At 58.2% G+C, this 24,016-nt stretch carries 22 protein-coding genes; 15 read left to right on the forward strand and 7 right to left on the reverse strand.

What is annotated here, in order from left to right; all coding sequences use genetic code 11:
* Positions 1 to 33: 33 nt before the first annotated feature.
* From PGS10_RS05200 to PGS10_RS05215, 4 genes are all read right to left on the reverse strand, one after another.
* Positions 34 to 1,047: a LacI family DNA-binding transcriptional regulator gene (locus PGS10_RS05200; protein ID WP_045397754.1), complete on the reverse strand. Its 1,014-nt coding sequence runs from the start codon at positions 1,045 to 1,047 to the stop codon at positions 34 to 36.
* Positions 1,048 to 1,076: 29 nt separating this feature from the next.
* A complete protein-coding gene (locus PGS10_RS05205; protein ID WP_316422524.1) occupies positions 1,077 to 2,477 on the reverse strand; it encodes a sucrose-6-phosphate hydrolase in 1,401 nt (466 codons plus the stop codon).
* Positions 2,477 to 3,847 (reverse strand): sucrose-specific PTS transporter subunit IIBC, encoded by a 1,371-nt coding sequence (locus PGS10_RS05210; protein ID WP_045397759.1) that lies wholly within the window; start codon positions 3,845 to 3,847, stop codon positions 2,477 to 2,479. Before PGS10_RS05210 ends, PGS10_RS05205 begins: the two co-directional genes overlap by 1 nt.
* Before the next feature lie 114 nt (positions 3,848 to 3,961).
* Positions 3,962 to 4,885 (reverse strand): aminoimidazole riboside kinase, encoded by a 924-nt coding sequence (locus PGS10_RS05215; protein ID WP_045397763.1) that lies wholly within the window; start codon positions 4,883 to 4,885, stop codon positions 3,962 to 3,964.
* A gap of 1,251 nt (positions 4,886 to 6,136) precedes the next feature.
* Between PGS10_RS05215 and flhD the strand changes: the two genes are divergently transcribed.
* From flhD to PGS10_RS05290, 15 genes are all read left to right on the forward strand, one after another.
* Positions 6,137 to 6,487, forward strand: coding sequence for a flagellar transcriptional regulator FlhD (flhD, locus tag PGS10_RS05220; protein ID WP_015367348.1), 351 nt, complete (start codon positions 6,137 to 6,139; stop codon positions 6,485 to 6,487).
* 2 nt (positions 6,488 to 6,489) lie between these two features.
* Positions 6,490 to 7,071, forward strand: a complete 582-nt coding sequence (gene flhC, locus PGS10_RS05225) for a flagellar transcriptional regulator FlhC (protein WP_045397765.1) — start codon at positions 6,490 to 6,492, stop codon at positions 7,069 to 7,071.
* Positions 7,072 to 7,213: 142 nt separating this feature from the next.
* On the forward strand, positions 7,214 to 8,104 hold the full coding sequence (motA, locus tag PGS10_RS05230) for a flagellar motor stator protein MotA (protein ID WP_015704927.1): 891 nt from the start codon (positions 7,214 to 7,216) through the stop codon (positions 8,102 to 8,104).
* The gene (gene motB, locus PGS10_RS05235; protein ID WP_042892855.1) at positions 8,101 to 9,024 is read left to right on the forward strand and encodes a flagellar motor protein MotB; all 924 of its coding nucleotides are present in this window, start codon (positions 8,101 to 8,103) and stop codon (positions 9,022 to 9,024) included. Before motA ends, motB begins: the two co-directional genes overlap by 4 nt.
* Positions 9,021 to 10,979 carry a chemotaxis protein CheA gene (gene cheA / locus PGS10_RS05240; RefSeq protein ID WP_316422525.1) on the forward strand — a complete coding sequence of 653 codons (1,959 nt, stop codon included), beginning with the start codon at positions 9,021 to 9,023 and terminating at the stop codon, positions 10,977 to 10,979. Before motB ends, cheA begins: the two co-directional genes overlap by 4 nt.
* Positions 10,980 to 11,012: 33 nt before the next feature.
* Positions 11,013 to 11,513: a chemotaxis protein CheW gene (gene cheW / locus PGS10_RS05245; protein WP_015367343.1), complete on the forward strand. Its 501-nt coding sequence runs from the start codon at positions 11,013 to 11,015 to the stop codon at positions 11,511 to 11,513.
* 132 nt (positions 11,514 to 11,645) lie between these two features.
* A complete protein-coding gene (locus PGS10_RS05250) occupies positions 11,646 to 13,316 on the forward strand; it encodes a methyl-accepting chemotaxis protein (RefSeq protein ID WP_047065481.1) in 1,671 nt (556 codons plus the stop codon).
* An 83-nt stretch (positions 13,317 to 13,399) separates the two neighbouring features.
* Complete coding sequence (locus PGS10_RS05255) at positions 13,400 to 15,010, forward strand: methyl-accepting chemotaxis protein (RefSeq protein WP_047043699.1); 1,611 nt, start codon at positions 13,400 to 13,402, stop codon at positions 15,008 to 15,010.
* Positions 15,011 to 15,038: 28 nt separating this feature from the next.
* On the forward strand, positions 15,039 to 15,911 hold the full coding sequence (cheR, locus tag PGS10_RS05260; protein WP_047043697.1) for a protein-glutamate O-methyltransferase CheR: 873 nt from the start codon (positions 15,039 to 15,041) through the stop codon (positions 15,909 to 15,911).
* Positions 15,911 to 16,960: a protein-glutamate methylesterase/protein-glutamine glutaminase gene (locus PGS10_RS05265; RefSeq protein WP_316422526.1), complete on the forward strand. Its 1,050-nt coding sequence runs from the start codon at positions 15,911 to 15,913 to the stop codon at positions 16,958 to 16,960. Before cheR ends, PGS10_RS05265 begins: the two co-directional genes overlap by 1 nt.
* Before the next feature lie 70 nt (positions 16,961 to 17,030).
* Positions 17,031 to 17,420 carry a chemotaxis response regulator CheY gene (gene cheY, locus PGS10_RS05270; protein WP_015367338.1) on the forward strand — a complete coding sequence of 130 codons (390 nt, stop codon included), beginning with the start codon at positions 17,031 to 17,033 and terminating at the stop codon, positions 17,418 to 17,420.
* A gap of 10 nt (positions 17,421 to 17,430) precedes the next feature.
* Positions 17,431 to 18,075 carry a protein phosphatase CheZ gene (cheZ, locus tag PGS10_RS05275; protein ID WP_015367337.1) on the forward strand — a complete coding sequence of 215 codons (645 nt, stop codon included), beginning with the start codon at positions 17,431 to 17,433 and terminating at the stop codon, positions 18,073 to 18,075.
* 150 nt (positions 18,076 to 18,225) lie between these two features.
* The gene (gene flhB, locus PGS10_RS05280; protein WP_015367336.1) at positions 18,226 to 19,377 is read left to right on the forward strand and encodes a flagellar biosynthesis protein FlhB; all 1,152 of its coding nucleotides are present in this window, start codon (positions 18,226 to 18,228) and stop codon (positions 19,375 to 19,377) included.
* Positions 19,370 to 21,448, forward strand: coding sequence for a flagellar biosynthesis protein FlhA (gene flhA, locus PGS10_RS05285; protein ID WP_316422527.1), 2,079 nt, complete (start codon positions 19,370 to 19,372; stop codon positions 21,446 to 21,448). Before flhB ends, flhA begins: the two co-directional genes overlap by 8 nt.
* Entirely contained in the window at positions 21,448 to 21,852 is a 405-nt protein-coding gene (locus tag PGS10_RS05290) for a flagellar protein FlhE (RefSeq protein ID WP_047065474.1), read from the forward strand. The genes flhA and PGS10_RS05290 overlap by 1 nt, the downstream gene beginning before the upstream one ends.
* 543 nt (positions 21,853 to 22,395) lie before the next feature.
* Here PGS10_RS05290 and PGS10_RS05295 read toward each other — a convergent pair.
* From PGS10_RS05295 to flgA, 3 genes are all read right to left on the reverse strand, one after another.
* Positions 22,396 to 22,830 carry a flagella synthesis protein FlgN gene (locus PGS10_RS05295; RefSeq protein ID WP_213797540.1) on the reverse strand — a complete coding sequence of 145 codons (435 nt, stop codon included), beginning with the start codon at positions 22,828 to 22,830 and terminating at the stop codon, positions 22,396 to 22,398.
* Positions 22,831 to 22,832: 2 nt separating this feature from the next.
* Positions 22,833 to 23,156 (reverse strand): flagellar biosynthesis anti-sigma factor FlgM, encoded by a 324-nt coding sequence (flgM, locus tag PGS10_RS05300; RefSeq protein ID WP_047077841.1) that lies wholly within the window; start codon positions 23,154 to 23,156, stop codon positions 22,833 to 22,835.
* A gap of 63 nt (positions 23,157 to 23,219) precedes the next feature.
* Positions 23,220 to 23,870: a flagellar basal body P-ring formation chaperone FlgA gene (gene flgA / locus PGS10_RS05305; protein WP_045412147.1), complete on the reverse strand. Its 651-nt coding sequence runs from the start codon at positions 23,868 to 23,870 to the stop codon at positions 23,220 to 23,222.
* Between the last annotated feature and the right edge of the window lie 146 nt (positions 23,871 to 24,016).

Here is a 24,016-nt window from a genome sequence, read left to right on the forward strand (position 1 = left end):
GGCACGGGCCTGAACCACGATCCGGGCCCGTTATTATCTGGCGGGCTGATAACGCATTTGCAATGTGGCGGGCAGATAACGCTGCAGCGGCTGTGGCGTTTTACCATCGATCAGCTGACTGATGAGATCGTAGCAGTGCCAGGCCAACTGGCGGTTGTCCTGCTGGATGGTGTCGATGCGCAGCGACAGCGAATCATACAGATAGTGGTCATCGAAGCTGGCTAAATGGATCCCGGAATCCAGCAGGTTATGCTGGCTCATATAGCGTAGTACCCCTTCCAGCAAGCCGCAGGCGGCGGTAAACAGCGCCTTAGGCGGCCGCCCGAGGCGGGCGCACAGCGCGGCAAACATCTCATAGCCTGAGCTTGGGTGATAGTTGCCGTTGATAATCCACTCCGGGCGCAACTCAACGCCTGCCTGGGCTAATCCCTGACTAAATCCGGCCAGCCGATCGCGCGAAGGCGAGAGCCGCGGCTGCCCGCCGAGAAACCAGAACTCATCCGGGTGTTGCCCGGCGATACGGGCGATAAGTTCCGCCGTCGGCGCCAGTGAATCGGTCATCACTAACGGCAGGGCGCTATCGTTTGGATTGCGATCGAACAGCACCACCGGCAGCTGTTCGCTGAGCTTCAGATAGTCGGCGTCGCTGTGCATACAAGAGGCGACAATCAGGCCATCGACCTGACGGGCAATCATATTATTGACCACCATGCTCTCCTGACCGGGATTCTCATCGGTGCAAGAGATAAGGAGCTGTACGCCGGCTTCGCGGCACAGAGTTTCCAGCTCGTGAGAAAAAACGGCAAAACCATAGTTAGTGATCTCGGGTACCACCAGACCAATGGTATGGCTGCGGCTATCGCGCAGTGAACGGGCGTGAATGCTCGGCTGGTAGTGCTGCTCGCGGGCGATAGCCAGCACCCGTTCGCGCGTCTCCTGCGCCACGCGCAGCTCTTTGCCGCGACCGTTCAAGACCAGACTGGCGGTGGCTTTGGAGACGCCAGCCAGTTCGGCGATATCTTTTATGGTAATGCGTTTGGGTTTCATCACGAGCCAGGCGCCTGAAAGCAAAACGCTTATTCTACCATGCATGGCCGCAGCGGCCAGCAGCAGAATGCCCCTGGCGTCGCGCCGCTGAATACCAGTTCTCCTGGATAATCCGCAAAGAAGCGGCTGCTCATCACCCCGGCGCCATCATTAATAAAAATTTCGACGCTGGAACGATCGATGAGGATCTGCAGTTTATGCGCCGAGCCGCGCCAGTAACGGTAATCGACAGTATCAGCTACCAGGCTTCGACGGGCCAGGCGTACGCCGCGACTGTCCAGCGAAAGCTGCAGCGCACCCGCGAAATCCAGCCTCAGCGCATCGCCTGGCATGACCTCGAAGGCCAGTTCCATCGGCTGCAGCGCCAGCGGTTCGGTCTGCCAGCCTTGCGCCTTGCCGCGCAGCGCCGCCAGTTCGCGTACGGGATTTTGATATAGCGTGCCGTGGCACCAGCTGAGTTCCCGCAGGCAGCTCATCTGATGGATCCAGCCGTGGGCCCGCGTAGGTTGCTGCATCTCTTCTCCGTCGGGAACGCCCATCCAGCCAACCAATAGGCGCCGACCATCTTCCGCCAGGGTGGTTTGCGGCGCATAGAATTCGAAGCCGCTATCCAGCTCTTCGAGCGCGCCGTGGCTAAAAGTCGCGTCAGCATTGTCGAAATGCCCGTGCATCCAGACCGCCGGATAGGTGTTCAGGAAGCGCTGGGCTTCTCGCGGTAGCCCCTGTGGGCAACTGAGTAAAATATGCTGGTCGCCGAGCGGGAACAGATCCGGGCATTCCCACATATAACCGCCATCGTTCAGGCCGTTAAGCCCGCTACCTGCTATTTCGCCATGGCTGCTCCACTGCATCAAATCAGCGGAACTGAATAGCAGTACCTTACCGCGGTCGGCCAGATCGCGCGCGCCCAGCACCATCAACCAGCGATCGCCATCGCGCCAGACTTTGGGGTCGCGCACGTGTCCGCTATAGCCGGCTGGCAGCGCCAGCACGGGGCCCTGCTTGCGAAAAGTACCGTCGGGATTTTGCGTCGCCAGACACTGCCAGGCGGTACGGCTGCCATCGTTAAATTTCACATTACCGGTGTAGCACAGCGTCAGGACGCCGTTGTTATCTACCGCACTGCCGGAGTAACAGCCGTTACGGTCGTACTCCTCGTCTGGCAGCAGGGCAATCGGTTCGTGCCGCCAGTGCAGTAGATCCGGTGAACTCCAGTGTCCCCAGCCTTTATAACGATGATCGCAGGCGAGGGGATTCCACTGATAAAACAGATGATAACGGCCATTGAAGTGGATAAAGCCGTTTGGATCGTTCAGTAGCCCACATACCGGCGCCAGATGCCACTGCGGATAGTGGTCATCCCGCCGCGCGCGCGGCTGGTGGTTCATGACGGCCTGCAGGACCGCCGGTAACAAAGAAGGCTGCGTCATTATTCAGCATCCGTTTTGTATTTGAGCGTCAGCGAAACGATAAAGGCGACCACAAATGCAATAGCCAGCCCGATGATGTAGTTAAGCAGGGAACTGGCCTGCACGATAGCCATGCCGGGGATGGCCGTCAGGCCGACGGCGGTCATATAGACGTGCATGGAGACCACCCAGGCGCCACCCGCCGCGCCGCCAATCAATGCGGCGATAAATGGCTTAACGAAGCGCAGGTTGATGCCGAATATCGCCGCTTCGGTGATGCCAAGCATCGCCGAAAAGGCTGAGGGGAGGGCAATGGCTTTCACTTTTACATCTTTGGTTTTAAACCACACTGCCAGACAGGCGCCGCCCTGGGCAATATTAGCCATCGCCCAGATAGGCAGCAGGAAATTGACGCCGATCGACGGGTTGCCGAGCAGCCCGGCTTCGATGGCATGGAAGCTGTGGTGAATACCGGTAATAACAATCACCGAATACAGCCCGCCAAACAGGAGTCCCGCCAGCCAACCGGCGTGGGCAATGAGCGTGCTGAGAATAAAGGAGATGCCGTCGCCGAGGGCACGACCGGCCGGACCGATTATCAACAGGGCGATAAAACCGGAGATAATAACCGTCAGGAACGGGGTGAGGATCAGATCCAGCGCGTCGGGAATCAGGCGTCGCAGTTGCTTCTCAAGCAGGCTCATAAACCACACCGCCAACAGCACCGGGAACACCGTCCCCTGATAACCGATCATCGCCACCTCGAGGCCGAAGAAATTCATGGTGTGGAAGCCCGAAGCCACTCCCCAGGCGTTGGTCAGCGCCGGGTGGGTAAGAATACCGCCGAGGGTTGCGCCAAGATAAGGGTTGCCGCCGAATTCACGCGCGGCGGTAAACCCGATCAGGATTGGCAGAATAATAAAAGCGGCCGAACTACACATATCGAGGATCAGGTAGATGGCGTTGCCCGGGTCGACCCAGCCGTAGGTTTTCACCATCCCCAACAATCCCATCAGCAGGCCGGAGGCGACGATAGCCGGGATAATGGGCACAAAGATGTTCGATAGCAGGCGGGCGATCCGCTGGAACGGATTCAGTTTTTTCGCCGCCAGATCTGCGGCTTCGGATTTGCTCGACTCGCTAATACCGGCTGCCTGAATAAAGGCGGCATACACTTTATTGACCACGCCGGTACCGAAGATGATTTGCATCTGGCCGGCGTTGCGAAAGCAGCCTTTTACCCCCTCAATTTTGCCGATGGCCTGCTGGTCGGCGAGCGCGTCATCGACCAGTACCAGACGCAAGCGGGTGGCGCAGTGCGCGGCGCTGGCGATATTTTCTTTGCCGCCAAGCAGCGGCAGCAGCGTGCGAGAAATCTGTTGAAAATCCATAGTACCCTCTACAAAGTCTGTCATCATCATGGGCAATTGGGGATGTCCGAATCCCCGAACCGCCGCTTTGCTAATTTTGCTAAAACGTTTTAATTATTTTGCCTGCCTGCATCGTTAAAACTGGCGGTTCACATCGGCCTGGTACGGTAAGGCGGTCATCGCGCCTTTGGCGGTGGTCGCCAGCGCGCCGCAGGTTTGCGCCAGCGCGACGATCGGCTCCAGCGCGGCGACATCGTCAGGGAAGCCGTGAGCGGCGAGGCTGGCGAGTAGCCCGGCAACAAAGGCATCACCGGCTCCGGTGGTATCAACGCTGACCACCGGACGGGCCGGGAAGTGAATATGCTGTTGCTGGAACAGCGCTTGCACCCCGGCTTTTCCTTGCGTGACCAACAGCAGTTTTGGCTGAAAGCGCTCGCGGAATCGCGCAATACCGCTGGCGATATCGTCGCCACCGCTAATAAAGGCCAGTTCCTCTTCCGATAGTTTCACTACGTCAGCTAATGCCAGCGCCTGTTCGAGACAACGCCGTAACAACAGGGGATCCTGCCACAGATCGCTGCGGATATTCGGGTCGAAGCTGACGCTACCGCCGGCGCGTTTAATCTGTTCCATTGCCATAAAGGCGCTGCTGCGGCTGGGCTCGGCGCTGAGGGCGATAGAGCAGACGTGCAGCCACTGGCCGGCCGCGAAAGGGGGGAGATCGTCTGGTTGTAGAAAAAGATCGGCGCTCGGACGGACCATAAAGGTAAAGGTGCGTTCGCCGTGTTCATCCAACGCGACCACGACGGTTGAGGTGCGTTGGGTGGGGTCTAAAGAAAGGTGGCGGATATCCACGTTCTCTTGTCGTAGCGTCTGGCGCATAAAGCGGCCAAAAGGGTCATCGCCGACCCGACCGATGAACCCGCTATTGCCGCCAAGCCGCGCGACGCCGACCGCGACGTTAGCCGGTGCGCCGCCCGGACATTGTAATAAGCGGCCATCACCCTCAGGCAGTAGGTCGACGACCGCATCGCCGAGTACCCATACTTTACTTGTCATACTGAAATTCCTTCTTGCTAAACTTTGTTAAACCGGTTTAGCTAATTTAAACATAACCCCTAACCCAACGGAACGCGGAAGTGATGAAAATGCGATCGGCTACGATAAAATGTGATCCAGTCGCGATATTGCGCGCTTAGCGCTAGCTATTTTTCCTTTACTACAAATAGGCAAATGAACTGTCATTTTCCCTACCAATAATAAGGGGGAGGGAAGTCTGGTCGATAGAGCGCTTATTGTCGGATGAAAAACCCTCATATATCTATTTATTAATATTAACTTGCTGTCAGGGTGCGGCTAAAAAATATATTCCTGATGGCTTTATGCCAGGGTTTGACACCGTTAATTACTTCTCATTTTTTATTATTACCACGTGATAAAAAGCCCGTTTCGTTAAAATAATGTTAGAAAAATAACCCGGGGAAAATACCCATTTAGGGTAATACGTCAGGCCGTAAATGTTATAAAAAATTTATCCATATCTGGAGGCATTCAGCCACGAGTAGGGGCGGAAAAATAGCGTCAGGCGTCGCGATATAGGGTGAATTGAACGCATCTTGCTCAATTGGTTGAGCTGAAAAAACAGGCTAACCAAAGTCGTTTTTGTTCAATTTTTATACTCCTTCCGTCACTGCCATCCGAGTATTAGATCTAATATCCTTGTATTACACCATGGTTATTTTTTGCGGTGAAAACTAATGATTTACGTTGAATTTAACGCTTGTTCAGATTTTTATTCTTCAATTTTTATAATGTTATTTTTTTGTTCTAAATGTGCCAGAAAAAACTAATTGCAATGGTTGATAACACTTTTTTTAAGATAATTCATTTACTTGTGATCGTTAAATGATCGAATGTTGGCTATAAAGTGATCGAAATGGGGTGTTGTTACCGGTATTATTTTTTGTTTTTGTGATCTATATCTCATTATATTCAAAATTTCCCCATACTTAATTGTGTGTGCTAATGATTCGGGAGTAGAGTTGCGCCGCCTTAAGAATATTCTTATAGAATTTCTAAAAATAGTTTCATGGCAATTCAACTCTCTCGAAGCAAATTCTTTACATCCTCCACTCCAGTTTGCACCTGTAACAAACTATTAACAGTGGGGCGAATTTGATGATTAGCTGAATTTTTAGCTATCGCGAGTGAGCGTTTTAATTGCCGTCTTGGGGAAATAACTGAGGTCACGGGCGATTAAGTATCACGCCCCGTGTATGTTTTCTAACATGGCTTATCGGGATAGGGATTATGGGTACCTCCGAATTACTTAAGCATATTTATGACTTCAACCTGTCGTATTTATTTTTAGCACAGCGGCTGATCAACGATGAAAAAGTATCCGCAATGTTTCGTTTGGGAATTGACGAAACCATGGTTGATACCCTGGCGCAGCTGACGTTACCGCAGATGGTGAAACTGGCTGAAACTAATCAGCTGGTGTGTAATCTGCGCTTCAGCGACCATCAGACTATCGAGCAATTGACCAAAGAGTCGCGCGTTGATGACCTCCAGCAGATCCATACCGGTATCCTGCTTTCCAGTCACCTGCTGCAAGAGCTCCGCGCCAAAGAAGGCGCTGCGGCGAAGAAAAGTGTTTGATAATGGCTGAGAAAAGTATTGTTCAGGAAGCGAAGGATATTCAGCTCGCCATGGAGCTGATATCTCTCGGCGCGCGTCTGCAGATGCTGGAGAGTGAAACTCAGCTCAGCCGCGGGCGCTTAATTAAACTCTACAAAGAGCTGCGCGGAAGCCCGCCGCCGAAAGGGATGCTGCCGTTCTCGACCGATTGGTTTATGACCTGGGAGCAGAATATTCATTCGTCGATGTTCTACAACGCCTATTTGTTCCTGCTGAAGAGCGGCAAATGCAGCGGAGTGGAAGCGGTGATCAAAGCCTATCGCCTGTACCTCGAACAGTGTCCTCAAGAGGCGGGCGAAGCGCCGCTACTGGCGTTGACCCGCGCCTGGACGCTGGTGCGCTTTGTTGATAGCGGTATGCTGCAGCTCTCCGCCTGCAATAGCTGCGGCGGCTCATTCATCACCCACGCGCACCATCCGCAGCACGATTTCGTCTGCACGTTATGCCAACCGCCGTCACGCGCCGTAAAAAGACGTAAACTTTCTCCGCAACTGGCCGATATAACCTCTCAACTGCTGGACGAGCAGGCTAAACGCGTCATGTAAGTCGCCGTTCCGACGACTTACGGCAATCCATTTTCGACGTGTAATACGCAGGGGCGGCATGCCGCCCCCCATTCCCCGCCTGGTTTACGCCAGGGCGCGTTTGCCTCGCCCGCCATCCACATTGTTAATTTGAGGTATGCGTGTGCTAGTGATATTGGGTTATCTCGTGGTCCTGGGAGCGGTATTTGGCGGCTATTTACTGGTGGGCGGCCACCTGGGCGCGTTGTACCAACCGGCTGAATTCCTGATTATCGGCGGCGCCGGCATCGGCGCGTTTATCGTCGGCAACAACGGAAAGGCCATCAAATCCACGCTGCGGGCGTTGCCCAAAATGGTACGTCGCTCCAAATACAGCAAGGCGCTGTATATGGATCTAATGGCGCTGCTGTTCCTGCTGCTCGCTAAATCCCGTCAACAGGGGATGCTGTCGCTTGAATTCGATATCGATAATCCTCAGGAAAGTGAAATTTTCGCTAATTATCCGCGCATCCTTGCCGATAACCATCTGGTGGAGTTCATAACCGATTATTTACGCCTGATGGTGAGCGGCAACATGAATGCTTTTGAAATTGAAGCGCTGATGGACGAAGAGATCGAAACCTTCGAACAGGAGAGCGAAGTGCCCGCCGGCAGCCTGGCGATGGTCGGCGACTCTCTGCCGGCATTTGGTATTGTCGCGGCGGTAATGGGGGTGGTGCACGCGCTGGCCTCGGCGGACCGTCCGGCGGCAGAGCTCGGGGCGCTTATCGCCAACGCGATGGTGGGGACTTTCCTCGGCATTCTGCTGGCCTATGGATTTATCTCGCCGCTGTCGACGCTGCTGCGGCAAAAAAGCGCCGAGACGGTCAAGATGATGCAGTGCATCAAGGTGACATTGCTCTCCAGCCTCAACGGCTACGCGCCACAAATCGCCGTCGAATTCGGCCGCAAAACGCTGTATACCACCGAGCGCCCGTCGTTTGTTGAGCTCGAAGAGCACGTGCGCCAGGTGAAAGCGCCCGCCGCGCAGGCGACGGAAAGCGAAGAAGCATGAAACATAATCACCCGGTGGTACTGGTCAGAAAACGCAAATCGCACCAGCCCGCCCATCACGGCGGTTCATGGAAGATTGCCTATGCCGATTTTATGACGGCGATGATGGCTTTCTTCCTGGTCATGTGGCTGCTGGCGATCGCCAGCCCGCAGGAGCTGACGCAGATTGCCGAATATTTTCGCACGCCGCTGAAAGTGGCGCTGACCAGCGGAGATAAAAGCAGCTCGGAAAGCAGCCCGATCCCCGGCGGCGGCGAAGACCCGACCCGTGAAGTCGGGCTGGTCAGCAAACAGATCAATACCGCGGATAAACGCGCCGAAGAGCTACGGCTTAACAAACTGCGTGACAAGCTCGATCAGTTGATTGAGTCAGACCCGCGTCTGAAGGCGCTACGTCCGCATCTGCTGATCAACATGATGGACGAAGGACTGCGCATTCAGATTATCGATAGCCAGAATCGCCCGATGTTTAAAACCGGTAGCGCCCAGGTGGAAAGCTATATGCGCGATATCCTGCGGGCGATAGCGCCAATCCTCAATGATTTGCCGAACAAGATAAGCCTCTCCGGCCACACCGATGACATCCCCTATGCCAGCGGCGAACGCGGTTACAGTAACTGGGAACTGTCGGCGGATCGCGCCAACGCCTCGCGCCGCGAACTGATTGCCGGCGGCCTGGCGGAAGGGAAGGTGCTGCGGGTGGTCGGTATGGCGGCGACCATGAGTCTGAAACAGCACGGCGCTGATGATGCCATCAACCGCCGCATTACCGTACTGGTGCTTAACAAAGAGACCCAGCAGAGCATTGAGCATGAAAATGGCGAAAGCAATGCGCTGGAGATTAGCCAGCCGGATGCGCTGCCAAAGCTGGTCGCGCCCGCGCCGGTTAACCGTGATTCACACCCAGAGGTGACCCCATGAGCATGGATATTAGCGCTTTTTATCAGACTTTTTTTGATGAAGCAGACGAGCTGCTGGCAGACATGGAGCAACACCTGCTGGAGCTGGATCCGCAGGCCCCCGATATCGAACCGCTGAACGCGATTTTTCGCGCGGCGCACTCGATCAAAGGCGGCGCGGCGACGTTTGGCTTTTCCGTATTGCAGGAAACCACCCATCTGCTGGAGAACCTGCTCGACGGCGCCCGGCGCGAAGAGATGCGCTTGAGCACCGAAATTATCAATCTGTTTCTGGAAACCAAAGATATTATGCAGGAGCAACTGGACGCCTATAAAACCTCGCAGCAGCCTGACGCTGAGAGCTTTGACTATATCTGCCAGGCGCTGCGGCAGCTGGCGCTGGAAGCACAGCAGCAGGACGCGCCAGCCGCGCCGCCCGTCGTGGCCCAGCCTGCGCCGACGGCCGTCGCCGGCGGTATGCGCGTAAGCTTAACCGGGCTAAAAGCCAATGAAATTCCGCTGATGCTGGAAGAGCTTGGCAATCTCGGCGAGGTACAGGATCCGCTGCAAACTGACAATAGCCTTGAGGTGACCCTGCTGACCACCGCCAGCGAAGAAGACATCTGCGCGGTGCTCTGTTTTGTCCTTGAGCCGGAACAAATCAGCTTTACCACGCCGCCAACGACTGCCGCTAAGTCATTGGCGTCGGCCGAAGTTGTGCCGCCGCCTGTCGCCCAGCCGCAGCCTGCTGCCGTCGAGCCGCCCAAAGCGCCGAGAGCGAAGGCCAGCGAATCGACCAGCATTCGCGTGGCGGTAGAGAAAGTTGACCAGTTGATTAACCTCGTCGGCGAACTGGTGATCACCCAGTCAATGCTGGCGCAGCGCTCTGGCAATCTGGATCCGGTAACCCATGGCGATCTGCTCAACAGCATGAGCCAGCTGGAACGTAATGCCCGCGACCTGCAGGAATCGGTGATGTCGATTCGCATGATGCCGATGGAATATGTATTCAGCCGCTACCCGCGGCTGGTACGCGACCTGGCCGGCAAGCTCAATAAGCAGGTGGAACTGACGCTACAGGGCAGCTCTACCGAACTTGATAAGAGCCTGATCGAGCGCATTATCGACCCGTTGACCCACCTGGTGCGTAATAGCCTCGACCACGGTATTGAAGATCCGCAAACCCGTCTGGCGGCAGGTAAGTCTGAGGTGGGCAATCTGATTCTTTCCGCTGAACATCAGGGCGGCAATATCTGCATCGAAGTGATCGATGACGGCGCCGGGCTTAATCGTGAAAAAATACTCGCCAAAGCGGCGGCGCAGGGGCTGGCGGTCAGCGACAGCATGAGTGATGAAGAGGTCGGAATGCTCATTTTCGCGCCGGGCTTTTCGACCGCGGAACAGGTGACCGACGTCTCTGGCCGCGGCGTCGGCATGGACGTCGTGAAACGGAATATCCAGGAGATGGGCGGTCACGTTGAAATCCATTCCCGGGCGGGCAAAGGGACCTCGATTCGTATTTTGCTGCCGCTGACGCTCGCCATCCTCGACGGCATGTCGGTCAAGGTCAATGAAGAGGTCTTTATTCTGCCGCTCAATGCGGTCATGGAATCGCTGCAGCCGCAGGCTGAAGACCTGCATCCGATGGCCGGCGGCGAGCGGATGCTGCAGGTCCGCGGCGAGTATCTGCCGCTGGTGGAGCTCTACCGTGTGTTTGATGTCGCCGGGGCGAAAACCGAGGCCACCCAGGGCATTGTGGTGATTCTGCAAAGCGCCGGCCGCCGCTATGCGCTACTGGTGGATCAGCTGATCGGCCAGCATCAGGTAGTGGTAAAAAACCTGGAAAGCAATTATCGCAAAGTGCCGGGAATTTCCGCGGCGACGATCCTCGGCGACGGCAGCGTGGCGCTGATCGTCGACGTGTCGGCGCTGCAAATGCTCAACCGGGAAAAGCTGCTGAGCGCAGCGGCCGCGTAACGACTCATCTCATAAAATTAACAGGTGCAGACCATGGCAGGATTAGCAACCGTCAGCAAATTGGCTGGCGAAACGGTAGGTCAGGAGTTTTTAATTTTTACCCTCGGCAATGAAGAATACGGCATCGATATTCTCAAGGTGCAGGAGATCCGCGGCTATGACCAGGTGACGCGTATCGCCAACACCCCGGATTTCATCAAAGGCGTCACCAATCTGCGCGGGGTGATCGTGCCGATTATCGACCTGCGGGTAAAATTCGCCCAGCAGGGCGTCTCTTATGATGAAAACACGGTGGTTATCGTGCTTAACTTCGGCCAGCGGGTGGTGGGGATCGTGGTCGACGGCGTCTCCGACGTGCTGTCGCTCACCGCTGAACAGATCCGCCCGGCGCCGGAATTCGCGGTAACGCTGGCGACCGAGTATCTCACCGGTCTTGGCGCGCTCGGCGAACGCATGTTGATTCTCGTCGATATCGAAAAGCTGCTCAGCAGCGAAGAGATGGCGCTGGTCGATAACGTCGCCAAAAGCCACTAAGCAACGGGGCGCGCTCGGTCGCGCCCGGTAAAAATAGTCCCCGCCTGGCATAAAGTTCCCCTCCCGCGCGCCGATAACCCTTTCAGTCACATACGTAAAGCCTGGCCGTTCAGGCTTCCAGGAAGGGGAAACATGTTTAATCGTATTAAGGTCGTCACCAGTCTCTTGTTAGTGCTGGTGCTATTTGGCGCATTGCAGCTGATTTCGGGCGGTCTGTTTTTTTCGTCGCTGAAAAGCGATAAAGAGAACTTCACCGTCCTGCAAACCATCCGTCAGCAGCAGTTGCTGCTAAGTGAAAGCCGGGTCGATCTGCTGCAGGCGCGTAACTCCCTGAACCGCGCAGGGATCCGCTACATGATGGATACCAACAAAATCGGCAGCGGCGCGACTATCGACGAGCTGCTGGCGAAAGCGAAAGAAGAGCTGGCCCGCGCCGAGCGCAACTATGCCGCCTATGAAAAAATCCCGCAGGACCCGCGTCAGGATCCGCAGGCGACGGAAAAGCTTAAGCAGCAGTATGGCATCCTGTACGGCGCGCTGTCGGAGCTTATCCAACTGCTGGGCGAGGGTAAAATCAACGCCTTCTTCGACCAGCCGACGCAAAAATACCAGGACGATTTCGAGCAGACTTATAACGCCTATCTGCAGCAAAACGGCAAGCTGTACCAAATCGCCGTTGACGGTAGCAACAGCTCTTATAGCTCGGCGATCTGGACCTTAATTGTGGTCATCATCGTGGTGCTGGCGGCGATCGTCGGCGTGTGGATGGGCATCCACCATATCCTGGTGCGCCCGCTGAACCGCATGATTGAACACATCAAACGTATTGCCTCCGGCGACCTGACCCAGCCTATCCCGGTGACCAGCCGTAATGAAATCGGCGTGCTGGCCGCCAGCCTCAAGCACATGCAGAACGAGCTTATCGAAACGGTGAGCGGTGTGCGTCAGGGGGCGGATGCCATCTATAGCGGCGCGTCGGAAATCGCCGCCGGGAATAACGATCTCTCATCGCGCACCGAACAGCAGGCGGCATCGCTGGAAGAGACCGCCGCCAGTATGGAACAGCTGACGGCGACGGTGAAACAGAACGCCGAAAACGCGCGTCAGGCCAGCCAGCTGGCGCTGAGCGCCTCCGAAACCGCGCAGAAGGGCGGCAAAGTGGTGGCCAACGTGGTGGAAACCATGCACGACATCGCCAGCAGCTCGCAGAAAATTGCCGATATCACCGGCGTTATCGACGGCATCGCCTTCCAGACCAACATCCTGGCGCTTAACGCCGCGGTAGAAGCGGCGCGCGCTGGTGAACAGGGCCGCGGCTTCGCGGTCGTGGCGGGCGAAGTCCGCAACCTGGCGCAGCGCAGCGCCCAGGCGGCCAAAGAGATCAAAGCGCTGATCGAGGACTCGGTCAACCGCGTGGATATGGGCTCGGTGCTGGTGGAAAGCGCCGGCGACACCATGGGCGATATCGTCAATGCGGTCACCCGCGTGACCGACATCATGGGCGAAATCGCCTCTGCTTCCGATGAGCAGAGCCGCGGCATCGACCAGGTCGGCCAGGCGGTAGCGGAAATGGATCGCGTCACCCAGCAGAACGCCTCGCTGGTGGAAGAGTCGGCCTCCGCCGCCGCCGCGCTGGAAGAGCAGGCCAGCCTGCTGACGCAGTCGGTTGCCGTCTTCCGTCTGAAGTCGGAAGGGCAGGAAGAGTATAAAGCGCCGGTCAGCAATAAAACCGCGCCTGCCGCCATCGCTACGCATAAAAAAACCAGCGCCAGCGACTACCAGGATAACTGGGAGACGTTCTAACGGGTACCGGCCGCCGCATCCCTACACGCGGCGGCCTCTCTTGCGTTGTAAGCCGGCCAAGACCGGCTACCAAGGAGATTGCTATGTTTAACCGAATCCGTATCTCTACCAGTCTTTTCCTGCTGCTGATCTCCTTTTGCATCATGCAATTGATCAGCACCGGGCTCTCTTACGTCGCGCTGCGCGCCGACAACCACAATCTTGAACGTATTACCGTCAGTAGCCAGCAGCGCGATGCGCTTAGCCTGAGCTGGGTATCGCTGCTGCAGGCGCGAAATACCCTTAACCGCGCCGGTACCCGCGCGGCGCTGAAGGTGCCGCAGGAGCAGGTGGATGCGCTGATGGGCGGCGCCCGCAGCTCGCTGCAAAAAGCCGATCTCTACTTTAACCAGTTCCTCGACACGCCTCGCGCGGATGAGCAGGAGCAGCAGTTGGCCGATGCCACGCGCGACAGCTACGAAAAACTGCGCGGCGCGCTGCGCGAGCTGATCGTGTTCCTCGAAAATCGCAACCTGCAGGCCTTTATGGACCAGCCGACGCAGAAAATACAGGACCGCTTCGAGGCCGACTTTGTGCAATATCTGCAGCTGGCGAAGGCGACGACCGATGAAGCCAGCGCCTCCAGCCAGCGGGCCTATGGCTGGTCAATCTGGTTGGTTGCCGGGGCGGTGCTGATGCTCTTGGTGGTCACCCTCAGCGCGATGTGGTGGCTGCGAACCATGCTGGTGCAGCCGCTGAATATTATTCGCGGCCACTTTGAACGTATCGCCAGCGGCGATCTTTCCGCACCGATTGCGGTCTATGGGCGCAACGAAATCAGCCAGCTATTTGCCAGCCTGCAGCGCATGCAACAGTCGCTGATTGGTACCGTCGGCGCGGTGCGCGACGGTGCGGAGTCGATTCTTATCGGCCTGCAGGAGATTTCAGAAGGTAACAACGATCTCTCCTCGCGCACCGAACAGCAGGCGGCTTCGCTGGAAGAAACCGCCGCCAGTATGGAGCAGCTAACGGCGACGGTAAAACAGAATGCCGATAACGCCCGCCAGGCATCGCAGCTGGCGCGTGATGCTTCTTCAACCGCCGCCAAAGGCGGCGAGCTGGCGGATGATGTGGTCACCACGATGCACGACATCGCCAACAGTTCGCAAAAAATCGGCGCGATTACCAGCGTCATCGACGGCATCGCCTTCCAGACCAATATTCTGGCGCTCAACGCGGCGGTGGAGGCGGCGCGCGCCGGTGAGCAGGGGCGCGGCTTTGCGGTGGTGGCCGGAGAAGTGCGCAACCTGGCCAGCCGCAGCGCCCAGGCGGCAAAAGAAATTAAGCTGCTGATCGACGAGTCCGTCAGCCGCGTCAAACACGGCTCGGTGCTGGTGGAAAATTCCGGCGCCACTATGCAGGACATCGTGCGCTCGGTAACCCGGGTCACCGACATCATGGGCGAAATCGCCTCCGCCTCCGATGAGCAAAGCCGCGGCATTGAGCAGGTTACGCAGGCGGTAACCCAGATGGATCAGGTGACGCAACAGAACGCCGCCCTGGTGGTGGAATCCGCTTCCGCCGCCGCTGCGCTGGAAGAGCAGGCGATTACCCTCGCCGATGCAGTGGCGGTATTCCGTCTGGCGGATGACAACTTCGTCGCGCCGGAAACCTCATCCACGGTAAAGGAGACCCTGGATTGTCAAACCGCATAAACCGCTCGTTTTTTGCCGGTGAGCCGGCATGAAGCAGACAACATCAACCGCGCCGCGCGAAAGCGGCTCGGCGCTGGCGCAGATGGCCCAGCGTCTGCCGCTCTCCGACGCGCATTTTCGCCGCATCAGCCAGCTTATCTATCAGCGTGCCGGGATCGTGCTGGCGGCGCATAAGCGCGAGATGGTGTACAACCGGCTGGTGCGCCGCTTACGGCTGCTGGGCATACATGATTTCGGCGACTACCTGGCGCTGCTGGAAAGCGACCCGCACAGCGCCGAGTGGCAGGCGTTTATCAATGCGCTGACCACCAACCTGACGGCCTTTTTTCGCGAGGCGCACCACTTTCCGATTCTGGCGGAGCATGCGCGCTCGCGTCCGGGCGGCTATAGCGTGTGGAGTACCGCCGCTTCGACCGGCGAAGAACCTTACTCCATCGCCATCACCCTCGGCGATGCGCTGGGGGAGCGCGCCAGCGGTTGCCAGGTCTGGGCCAGCGACATTGATACCCAGGTGCTGGAGAAAGCCGAAGCGGGGATTTATCGCCATGAAGATCTGCGTACCCTGACGGCCGGGCAGATGCAGCGTTATTTTCTGCGTGGCACCGGGCCGCATCAGGGGCTGGTGCGCGTGCGTCAGGAACTGGCGGCGCGGGTCAACTTCCAGCCGCTGAATCTGCTGGCGCCAGAGTGGGCGCTGCCGGGGCCGTTCGACGCGATTTTTTGCCGCAACGTGATGATCTATTTCGATAAACCGACGCAGGAGCGCATCCTGCGCCGCTTTGTCCCCTTGCTTAAACCGGGGGGGCTGCTGTTTGCCGGTCACTCCGAGAATTTCAGCCAGATCAGCCGGGATTTCTACCTGCGTGGACAGACCGTATATGGGCTGACCAAGGAGAAGTGATGAGTAAAATCAGAGTGTTATGTGTTGATGATTCGGCCCTGATGCGCCAGCTGATGACCGAGATCGTCAGCGGCCACGCCGATATGGAGATGGTGGCGGTGGCCCCGGACCCGCTGGTCGCACGCGATCTGATCAAAAAATTTAACCCACAGGTGCTGACGCTGGACGTCGAAATGCCGCGCATGGACGGCCTCGATTTCCTCGAAAAGCTGATGCGCCTGCGGCCGATGCCGGTGGTGATGGTTTCGTCGCTGACCGGTAAAGGTTCGGAAATTACCCTGCGCGCGCTGGAGCTGGGGGCGGTGGATTTCGTCACCAAACCGCAGCTCGGGATCCGCGAAGGCATGCTGGCCTACAGCGAACTGATAGGCGAAAAGATCCGCACCGCCGCGCGGGCGCGGCTGCCGCAGCGTGCCAATGGCCAGCCGCCGGCGATTTTAAGCCACGGACCGCTGCTGAGCAGCGAGAAGCTGATCGCCATTGGCGCTTCCACCGGCGGCACCGAAGCGATTCGTCAGGTGCTTCAACCGTTGCCGGCCACCAGCCCGGCGCTGCTGATCACCCAGCATATGCCGCCGGGATTTACCCGCTCGTTCGCCGAACGGCTGAATAAGCTGTGCCAAATCACGGTGAAAGAGGCGGAAGAGGGCGAACGCGTGCTGCCGGGACACGCCTATATCGCGCCTGGGGATCGCCATCTGGAGCTGGCGCGTAGCGGCGCTAACTATCAGGTCAAGCTGCACGACGGCCCGGCGGTGAATCGCCATCGTCCCTCGGTGGATGTGCTGTTTCGCTCGGTGGCCCGCCACGCCGGGCGCAATGCGGTGGGGGTGATCCTCACCGGCATGGGCAACGACGGCGCGCAGGGGATGCTGGAGATGCATCGCGCCGGGGCCTATACCCTGGCGCAGAGCGAAGCGAGCTGCGTGGTGTTCGGCATGCCGCGCGAGGCCATCGCCAGCGGCGGGGTCAGCGAAGTGGTTGAACTGGAGCGCATGAGCCAACGCATGCTGGCGCAGATAGCCGGCGGCCAGGCGCTGCGAATTTAAATTCACGCCGCCAGGAGTCCCGGCGGCGTGGTGTGAAGTGAGTTAAAAATGACACTGTTCAGGGGTAGTAATGGCAGATAAGAATCTCCGTTTTCTGGTCGTCGACGACTTTTCCACCATGCGTCGTATCATCAGAAATTTGCTTAAAGAGCTCGGCTTTAACAACGTTGAAGAGGCGGAAGATGGCGCGGACGCGCTAAATAAGCTGCGGGCCAGCAGCTTTGATTTCGTGGTCTCCGACTGGAACATGCCCAACGTCGACGGTCTGGAGCTGCTGCAGACCATTCGTGCCGATGCCGCGCTGGCGGCGATGCCGGTACTAATGGTGACGGCGGAAGCGAAAAAAGAAAATATTATTGCCGCCGCGCAGGCAGGCGCCAGCGGTTATGTGGTGAAACCTTTTACGGCGGCGACGCTGGAAGAAAAGCTCAACAAGATTTTCGAAAAATTGGGCATGTAAGGAGAGGGCGATGAGAGAGATTCCAATGCCTGCCAGCGATGCAGCGACCGCGGGAGAGATAATCTCCCGTATCGGCCAGCTCACCCGCATGCTGCGCGACAGCATGCGCGAGCTGGGGCTCGATCAGGCGATTGCCCAGGCGGCCGAGGCGATCCCGGATGCCCGCGACCGCCTTGATTACGTTGTCACCATGACGGCGCAGGCGGCGGAACGGGCGTTGAGCTGCGTGGAGGCGGCGCAGCCGCGCCAGGCCGAACTGGAGTCCGGCGCCAGCGCGCTAAAATCGCGCTGGGATGAGTGGTTCGCCAATCCGATCGAACTGGATGACGCGCGCGCGCTGGTGACCGACACCCGTGAGTATCTGGATCAGGTGCCGGGCCATACATCCTTTACCAACGCCCAACTGATGGAAATCATGATGGCGCAGGATTTCCAGGACCTGACCGGTCAGGTTATCAAGCGCATGATGGATGTGGTGCAGGAAATTGAAAAGCAGCTGCTGATGGTGCTGATGGAAAACATGCCGGAACCGCCGGTGAAAGAGAAACGGGCCAACGACAGCCTGCTTAACGGCCCGCAGCTTGATCAGAACGGCGTCGGCGTTATCGCCAACCAGGCGCAGGTTGACGATCTGCTCGATAGTCTCGGTTTCTGAATATGACGGGGCGCAGTTGCTGCGCCCCTGCCGCCTTTCCCTCATCCGTGAAATAACCCCTCTTTTTCGCCGTTGTTCCGCCAATGACTTCGCCAATTTTTTGGCATGCTGACCGCCATTCTTTACCCTCCCGACACAGGAACTGCAGGCTTGGCGGAAGACAGCGATCTGGAAAAAAGCGAGGCCCCCACCGCCCACCGGTTGGAGAAGGCGCGTGAAGAGGGCCAGATCCCGCGATCGCGCGAGCTGACCTCGGTGCTGATGCTGGTGGCCGGGCTCGCCATTATCCTGATGTCCGGCAGCAATATCACTCGCCAACTGGCGGAGATGCTGACGCAGGGCCTGCACTTTGACCACGGAATGGTCAGCAATGACAAACAAATGCTGCGCCAGCTGGGAATGCTGCTGCGTCAGGCGGTACTGGCATTGCTGCCGGTAATGGCCGGGCTGGTGCTGGTGGCGCTGGCCGCCCCGATGCTGCTTGGCGGCATTTTATTCAGCACCAAGTCGCTCAAATTCGATCTTAAACGGCTGAATCCGCTTTCCGGCCTAAAACGTATGTTCTCCACCCAGGTGCTGGCGGAGCTGTTAAAAGGGATCCTCAAAGCCACGCTGGTCGGTTGGGTAACCGGGCTGTACCTGTGGCACAACTGGGCGGCGATGCTGCATCTGATGACCCAACAGCCGCTCGACGCGTTGGCCAATGCGCTGCAGATGATCCTCTATTGCGGATTTCTGGTGGTGCTCGGATTGACGCCGATGGTGGCGTTTGACGTTTTTTATCAGCTGTGGAGCCACTTCAAAAAGCTGAAGATGACCAAACAGGATATCCGCGACGAATTCAAAGATCAGGAAGGCGACCCGCATGTTAAAGGGCGGATCCGTCAACAGCAGCGGGCGATTGCCCAGCGGCGGATGATGGCCGATGTGCCGAAAGCGGATGTGATAGTCACTAACCCGACCCACTATGCCGTGGCGTTGCAGTACAACGATAAAAAAATGAGCGCGCCGAAGGTGCTGGCTAAAGGGGCGGGGGAGATTGCGCTGCGCATTCGCGAACTGGGAGCGCAACACCGTATTCCGATGCTTGAAGCGCCGCCGCTGGCCCGCGCGCTCTATCGCCATAGCGAGATTGGCCAGCATATTCCCGCCACCCTCTATGCCGCGGTCGCCGAAGTGCTGGCCTGGGTTTATCAGCTGCGCCGCTGGCGGCGCGAGGGCGGCCTGATCCCGAAAAAACCTCAACGTTTACCGGTGCCGGAAGCACTGGATTTTGCAAAAGAGAGTGACTCTGATGGCTAATTTGGCCTCCCTGCTGCGTTTGCCGGGGAATGTTAAAGATACGCAATGGCAGGTGCTGGCAGGCCCAATCTTGATCCTGCTGATTTTGTCGATGATGGTGCTGCCGCTGCCGGCGTTTATCCTCGACCTGCTTTTTACTTTCAATATCGCATTGTCGATCATGGTGCTGCTGGTGGCGATGTTTACCCAGCGCACGCTGGACTTCGCCGCGTTTCCAACCATTCTACTGTTCTCGACGCTGCTGCGCCTGTCGCTCAACGTCGCCTCGACGCGCATCATTTTGATGGAAGGGCACACCGGGGCCGCCGCCGCGGGACGGGTCGTGGAGGCCTTCGGCCACTTCCTGGTCGGCGGTAATTTCGCCATCGGTATCGTGGTGTTTATTATCCTCGTGTTGATCAACTTCATGGTTATCACCAAAGGCGCCGGGCGTATCGCCGAAGTGGGGGCGCGTTTCGTGCTCGACGGCATGCCGGGTAAGCAAATGGCGATCGATGCCGACATGAACGCCGGGCTTATCGGCGAAGACGAGGCGAAAAAACGTCGCGCTGAAGTCACGCAGGAAGCCGATTTCTACGGTTCGATGGACGGCGCCAGCAAGTTTGTCCGCGGTGATGCCATCGCCGGGCTAATGATTATGGTGATTAACGTGGTCGGCGGACTGCTGGTCGGCGTGGTGCAGCACGGTATGGAGCTGGGCGCGGCGGCGGAAAGCTACACCTTGCTGACCATCGGCGACGGGCTGGTGGCGCAAATCCCGGCGCTGGTGATCTCTACCGCCGCCGGGGTCATCGTTACCCGGGTGGCGACCGATCAGGACGTCGGCGAACAGATGGTCGGCCAGCTATTCAATAACCCAAAGGTCATGCTGCTGTGTGCCGCGGTACTTGGGCTGCTGGGGCTGGTGCCGGGGATGCCGAACCTGGTTTTCCTGCTGTTTACCGCCGCGCTGCTCGGGCTGGCCTGGTGGCTGCGCGGCCGTGAAAAACAGGCGCCGAAAGCCGCCGACGAACCCATCGTGCAGGAGAATACTCAGGCCGCGGAAGCCAGCTGGGCTGATGTCCAGTTGGAAGATCCGCTGGGCATGGAAGTGGGTTACCGGCTGATCCCGATGGTCGATTTTCAGCAAAATGGCGAGCTGTTGGGGCGTATCCGCGGGATCCGCAAGAAATTCGCCCAGGAGATGGGCTATCTGCCGCCGGTGGTACATATTCGCGATAACCTTGAACTGGCGCCCGCCCGCTACCGCATTCTGATGAAAGGAGTGGAAATCGGCAGCGGCGAAGCGCAGCCGGGGCGCTGGCTGGCGATTAACCCCGGCAACGCCATCGGCGAGCTGGCGGGGGATAAAACCATCGATCCGGCCTTCGGTCTGGAGGCGGTGTGGATCGATAGCGCGTTGCGCGAGCAGGCGCAAATCCAGGGCTATACGGTTGTTGAGGCCAGTACGGTGGTGGCGACCCATCTCAACCATCTCATCGGCCAGTTCGCCAGCGAGCTGTTTGGCCGCCAGGAGACGCAGCAACTGCTCGATCGCGTGTCGCAGGAGATGCCGAAGCTGACCGAAGATTTCGTACCGGGCGTGGTGTCGCTGACCACGCTGCATAAGGTGTTGCAGAATCTGCTGGCCGAGCGGGTATCGATCCGCGATATGCGTACCATTATCGAGACGCTGGCGGAGCATGCGCCGACGCAAAGCGATCCCTACGAGCTGACCACCGTCGTGCGCGTGGCGCTGGGGCGGGCGATTGCCCAGCAGTGGTTCCCCGGCAATGGCGAAATTCAGGTTATCGGTCTGGATACCCAACTGGAACGACTGCTGCTACAGGCGCTGCAGGGAGGCGGCGGTCTCGAACCGGGCCTTGCCGACCGCCTGCTGGAGCAGGCGCGGCAGGCGCTGCAGCGCCAGGAGATGCTTAGCGCGCCGCCGGTGCTGTTGGTTAACCACGCGCTGCGCCCGCTGCTGGCGCGTTTCCTGCGTCGTAGTCTGCCGCAGATGGCGGTGCTTTCCAACCTGGAGATCAACGACGATCGCCAGATTCGCATGTCCTCAACCATTGGAGCGGCCTGATGACGCGCTATCTTCCTTTATTGTGCCTTTTATTGCCGGTTGCCGCCGGCGCGGCGTCGGGCTCATGGATTGCCGAAGGGCCCGGCGTCACTCTTGAACAGGGCGGGATGAGTGATTCTTCCGCCGCGCTGCTGCCGCCCAATACGCTGCCTGGCGGCAATGCGCGCATCGAGACCGTTAGCTGGCGCTATCGTCTGCTGTCAGCGGAGCCGGCGGGGCTGCAGGTGCATTTGTGTAGCCTGAATCGCTGTATTCCGCTGACCAGCGCCAGCGGCACCAGCCACGCGTTGGCCGGCGAGGCGGCAGAAGGGCCGCTGCGTTTTGTCTATTCCGTACAGACCCGCGGGCCGTTAAACCCGCCGCTGCGGGCGATTGCCAATCAGGTTATCGTTAATTATCAGTAGTTGCGGGGAAAAGTTTTGTATTAATACAGAGCACATTGCGCTCCCGAAATGTCTTCCGCGTTATGTCTCTCCTGGCGCAGGGAGCGCACAGGGGGCGGCCAATCGCCGCCGCCCCCTGTACCCCCGGGCTCTGGCCGCCAAAATCGCCACTTCGTGGTACCTTCGACTTATCCCGTCAGGCTTCGGGACGGGCCGAGGCAGCGTCCTTGCAAAACACGGCCCTCAGCCCGCATCCATGCGGGCTGCCCCGGCCTTCCGGGAACGTCTCAGCGATTTTGAGGCCACCAACACCGGCAGTTTCAGTAGCCATGGGGACAAGATAGAGATCTTAAGCTCACAATAGCACGGACCGTAGGCCGGATAAGGCGTAGCCGCCATCCGGCGCGAAAATGGCTCGTTACCCGCGGTTATTGCCCGGCGGCGCTACGCTTGCGCGGGCCTACAGATCACATGCCGGCGTAGGTCAGGTAAGCGTAGCGCCACCTGACAAAAAACGGCGCTACGGGTAATCGTCACCAGCGGGGAAAATACAGAGAAAGGCGTTCAGACGCCGATTTTACGGCCCAGCAGACTCGCGGCGCGCGACTGGCCATCCGGCCCGTACAGCGATTTATTATTCTGGCTAAGAATTGCCAGCGCCTGCTGGTTATGGGCGATCTGTTGATTGAGCAACAGGCCGTTATGCTGATTCTTTTCACGCAGGCTCTGGCTTAACTGCTGGATCTGCCGCCAGCTTTCGCCGAAGCTTTCATGTTTGGGGTAAGGCGCGTGTAGCGCAAGGTTGGCTTCCAGCGCCGGCCGCTGTTGCTCAAGCCAGGCCACCGTCGCCAGCAGCTGGCTCTTGCTATCGGTGATGCGCTGCAGCGCCACGCCGGGCAGCTCATCCGCACACAGCAACTGTTGCTCTTGCGCCAGCACGTCATCCAGCGTCCGCAGGGTTTCCGCCAGTTTATCCAGCAGAGTGCGTAATCTGTCCATCATCAGGCCTTATCTGTTTTGATACCGGCAAGGCGCTGGATATCGTTGTGCGCATCCTGCAGCAGGGCGTCGGCGATTTTGCCCGCGTCCATTTTCAGTTCGCCGCTGCGAATCGCCTGTTTGATGGCCTCAACCCGGTTCATATCAATATCCTGGGTGCCTGGCTGCATCAGCCGCGCCTGCGCATCGCTCAGTTTCACTTTGGTGGCGCTAACGGCGGTTTCCGCCACGGCGGCCTTACGCGGCTGAAGCGGGTTGTCGGCCGTGGTTTCACGCGGCTGCACCGTGGAAACCGGCTGTAACCGCTGGGTGCGATCGATACTCATGGTCCATCTCCAAAATGGGTTTCTAATGGGGTTATCGGCAGGGGCTGGCAAACCTTTACTTTTTTATAACGTAATACGGATGGATCCATCCTCCCCGGCGATACCGCTGACGATTTTGCCGGAAACCATGCGCACGCGCACGCTATCTTCGGCCGCCGCGTTATTCATCGCCTTACCGGCACCGCTGATGCTAAAGCCGTCGCCCTCGGCCATGACCTGCACCGGCTGACCGGCTTTGATCACCCAAGCGCGACGCAGCATCGACAGCGTCAGCGGTTGCCCTGGGCTGATATTCCGCAGCGTCACCGCGCCCAGCGCTTTCTTGCTGTCGGTCAGCGTACGCGGCGGCAGGGTATCGAGCCTGCCTGATTTTAGCACCACATCCGCCGGGGTCAGCGGCGTTCCGCCGCTAATACCGCGCGCCGCCGTCAGATAACGGCCAAATACCTGTACCTGGGTCTGAATAAACCGCCGCTCCTGTCCGCAGCGGGCGGAGACGCTGATATTGCCGCCGATTCGCGCATTGGGCGCCAGCGACAGCTGCGGTAATTCACACGGCGGCCACTGGGCGGGCGGCGTGCGCACCAGCACTTTCACCTGCACGGCATTATCGTTGAATTTACTTTTAATGAAGCTTTCGATTTGCGTCGCCAGCGTGTCGGCGCGGGCGCTCAGGCTGCACAGCAGGCCGACCAGCAGGATTTTACTTTTCATCGCGTTCCCCTCACGCCACCCGGAAAGGGGTTAAGTGTAACGGCTGCCCTGAGGGACTAAACAGATAAATAGCACTCCATTTTGCCCCTATTCCCGCGATAGGTTGGCGCAGGGGGCGTTTATGCTGTCGGCTCCAAATTCTAACC

It is taken from the genome of Klebsiella sp. 141153, assembly GCF_032601995.1.
GTDB lineage: Bacteria > Pseudomonadota > Gammaproteobacteria > Enterobacterales > Enterobacteriaceae > Klebsiella > Klebsiella aerogenes.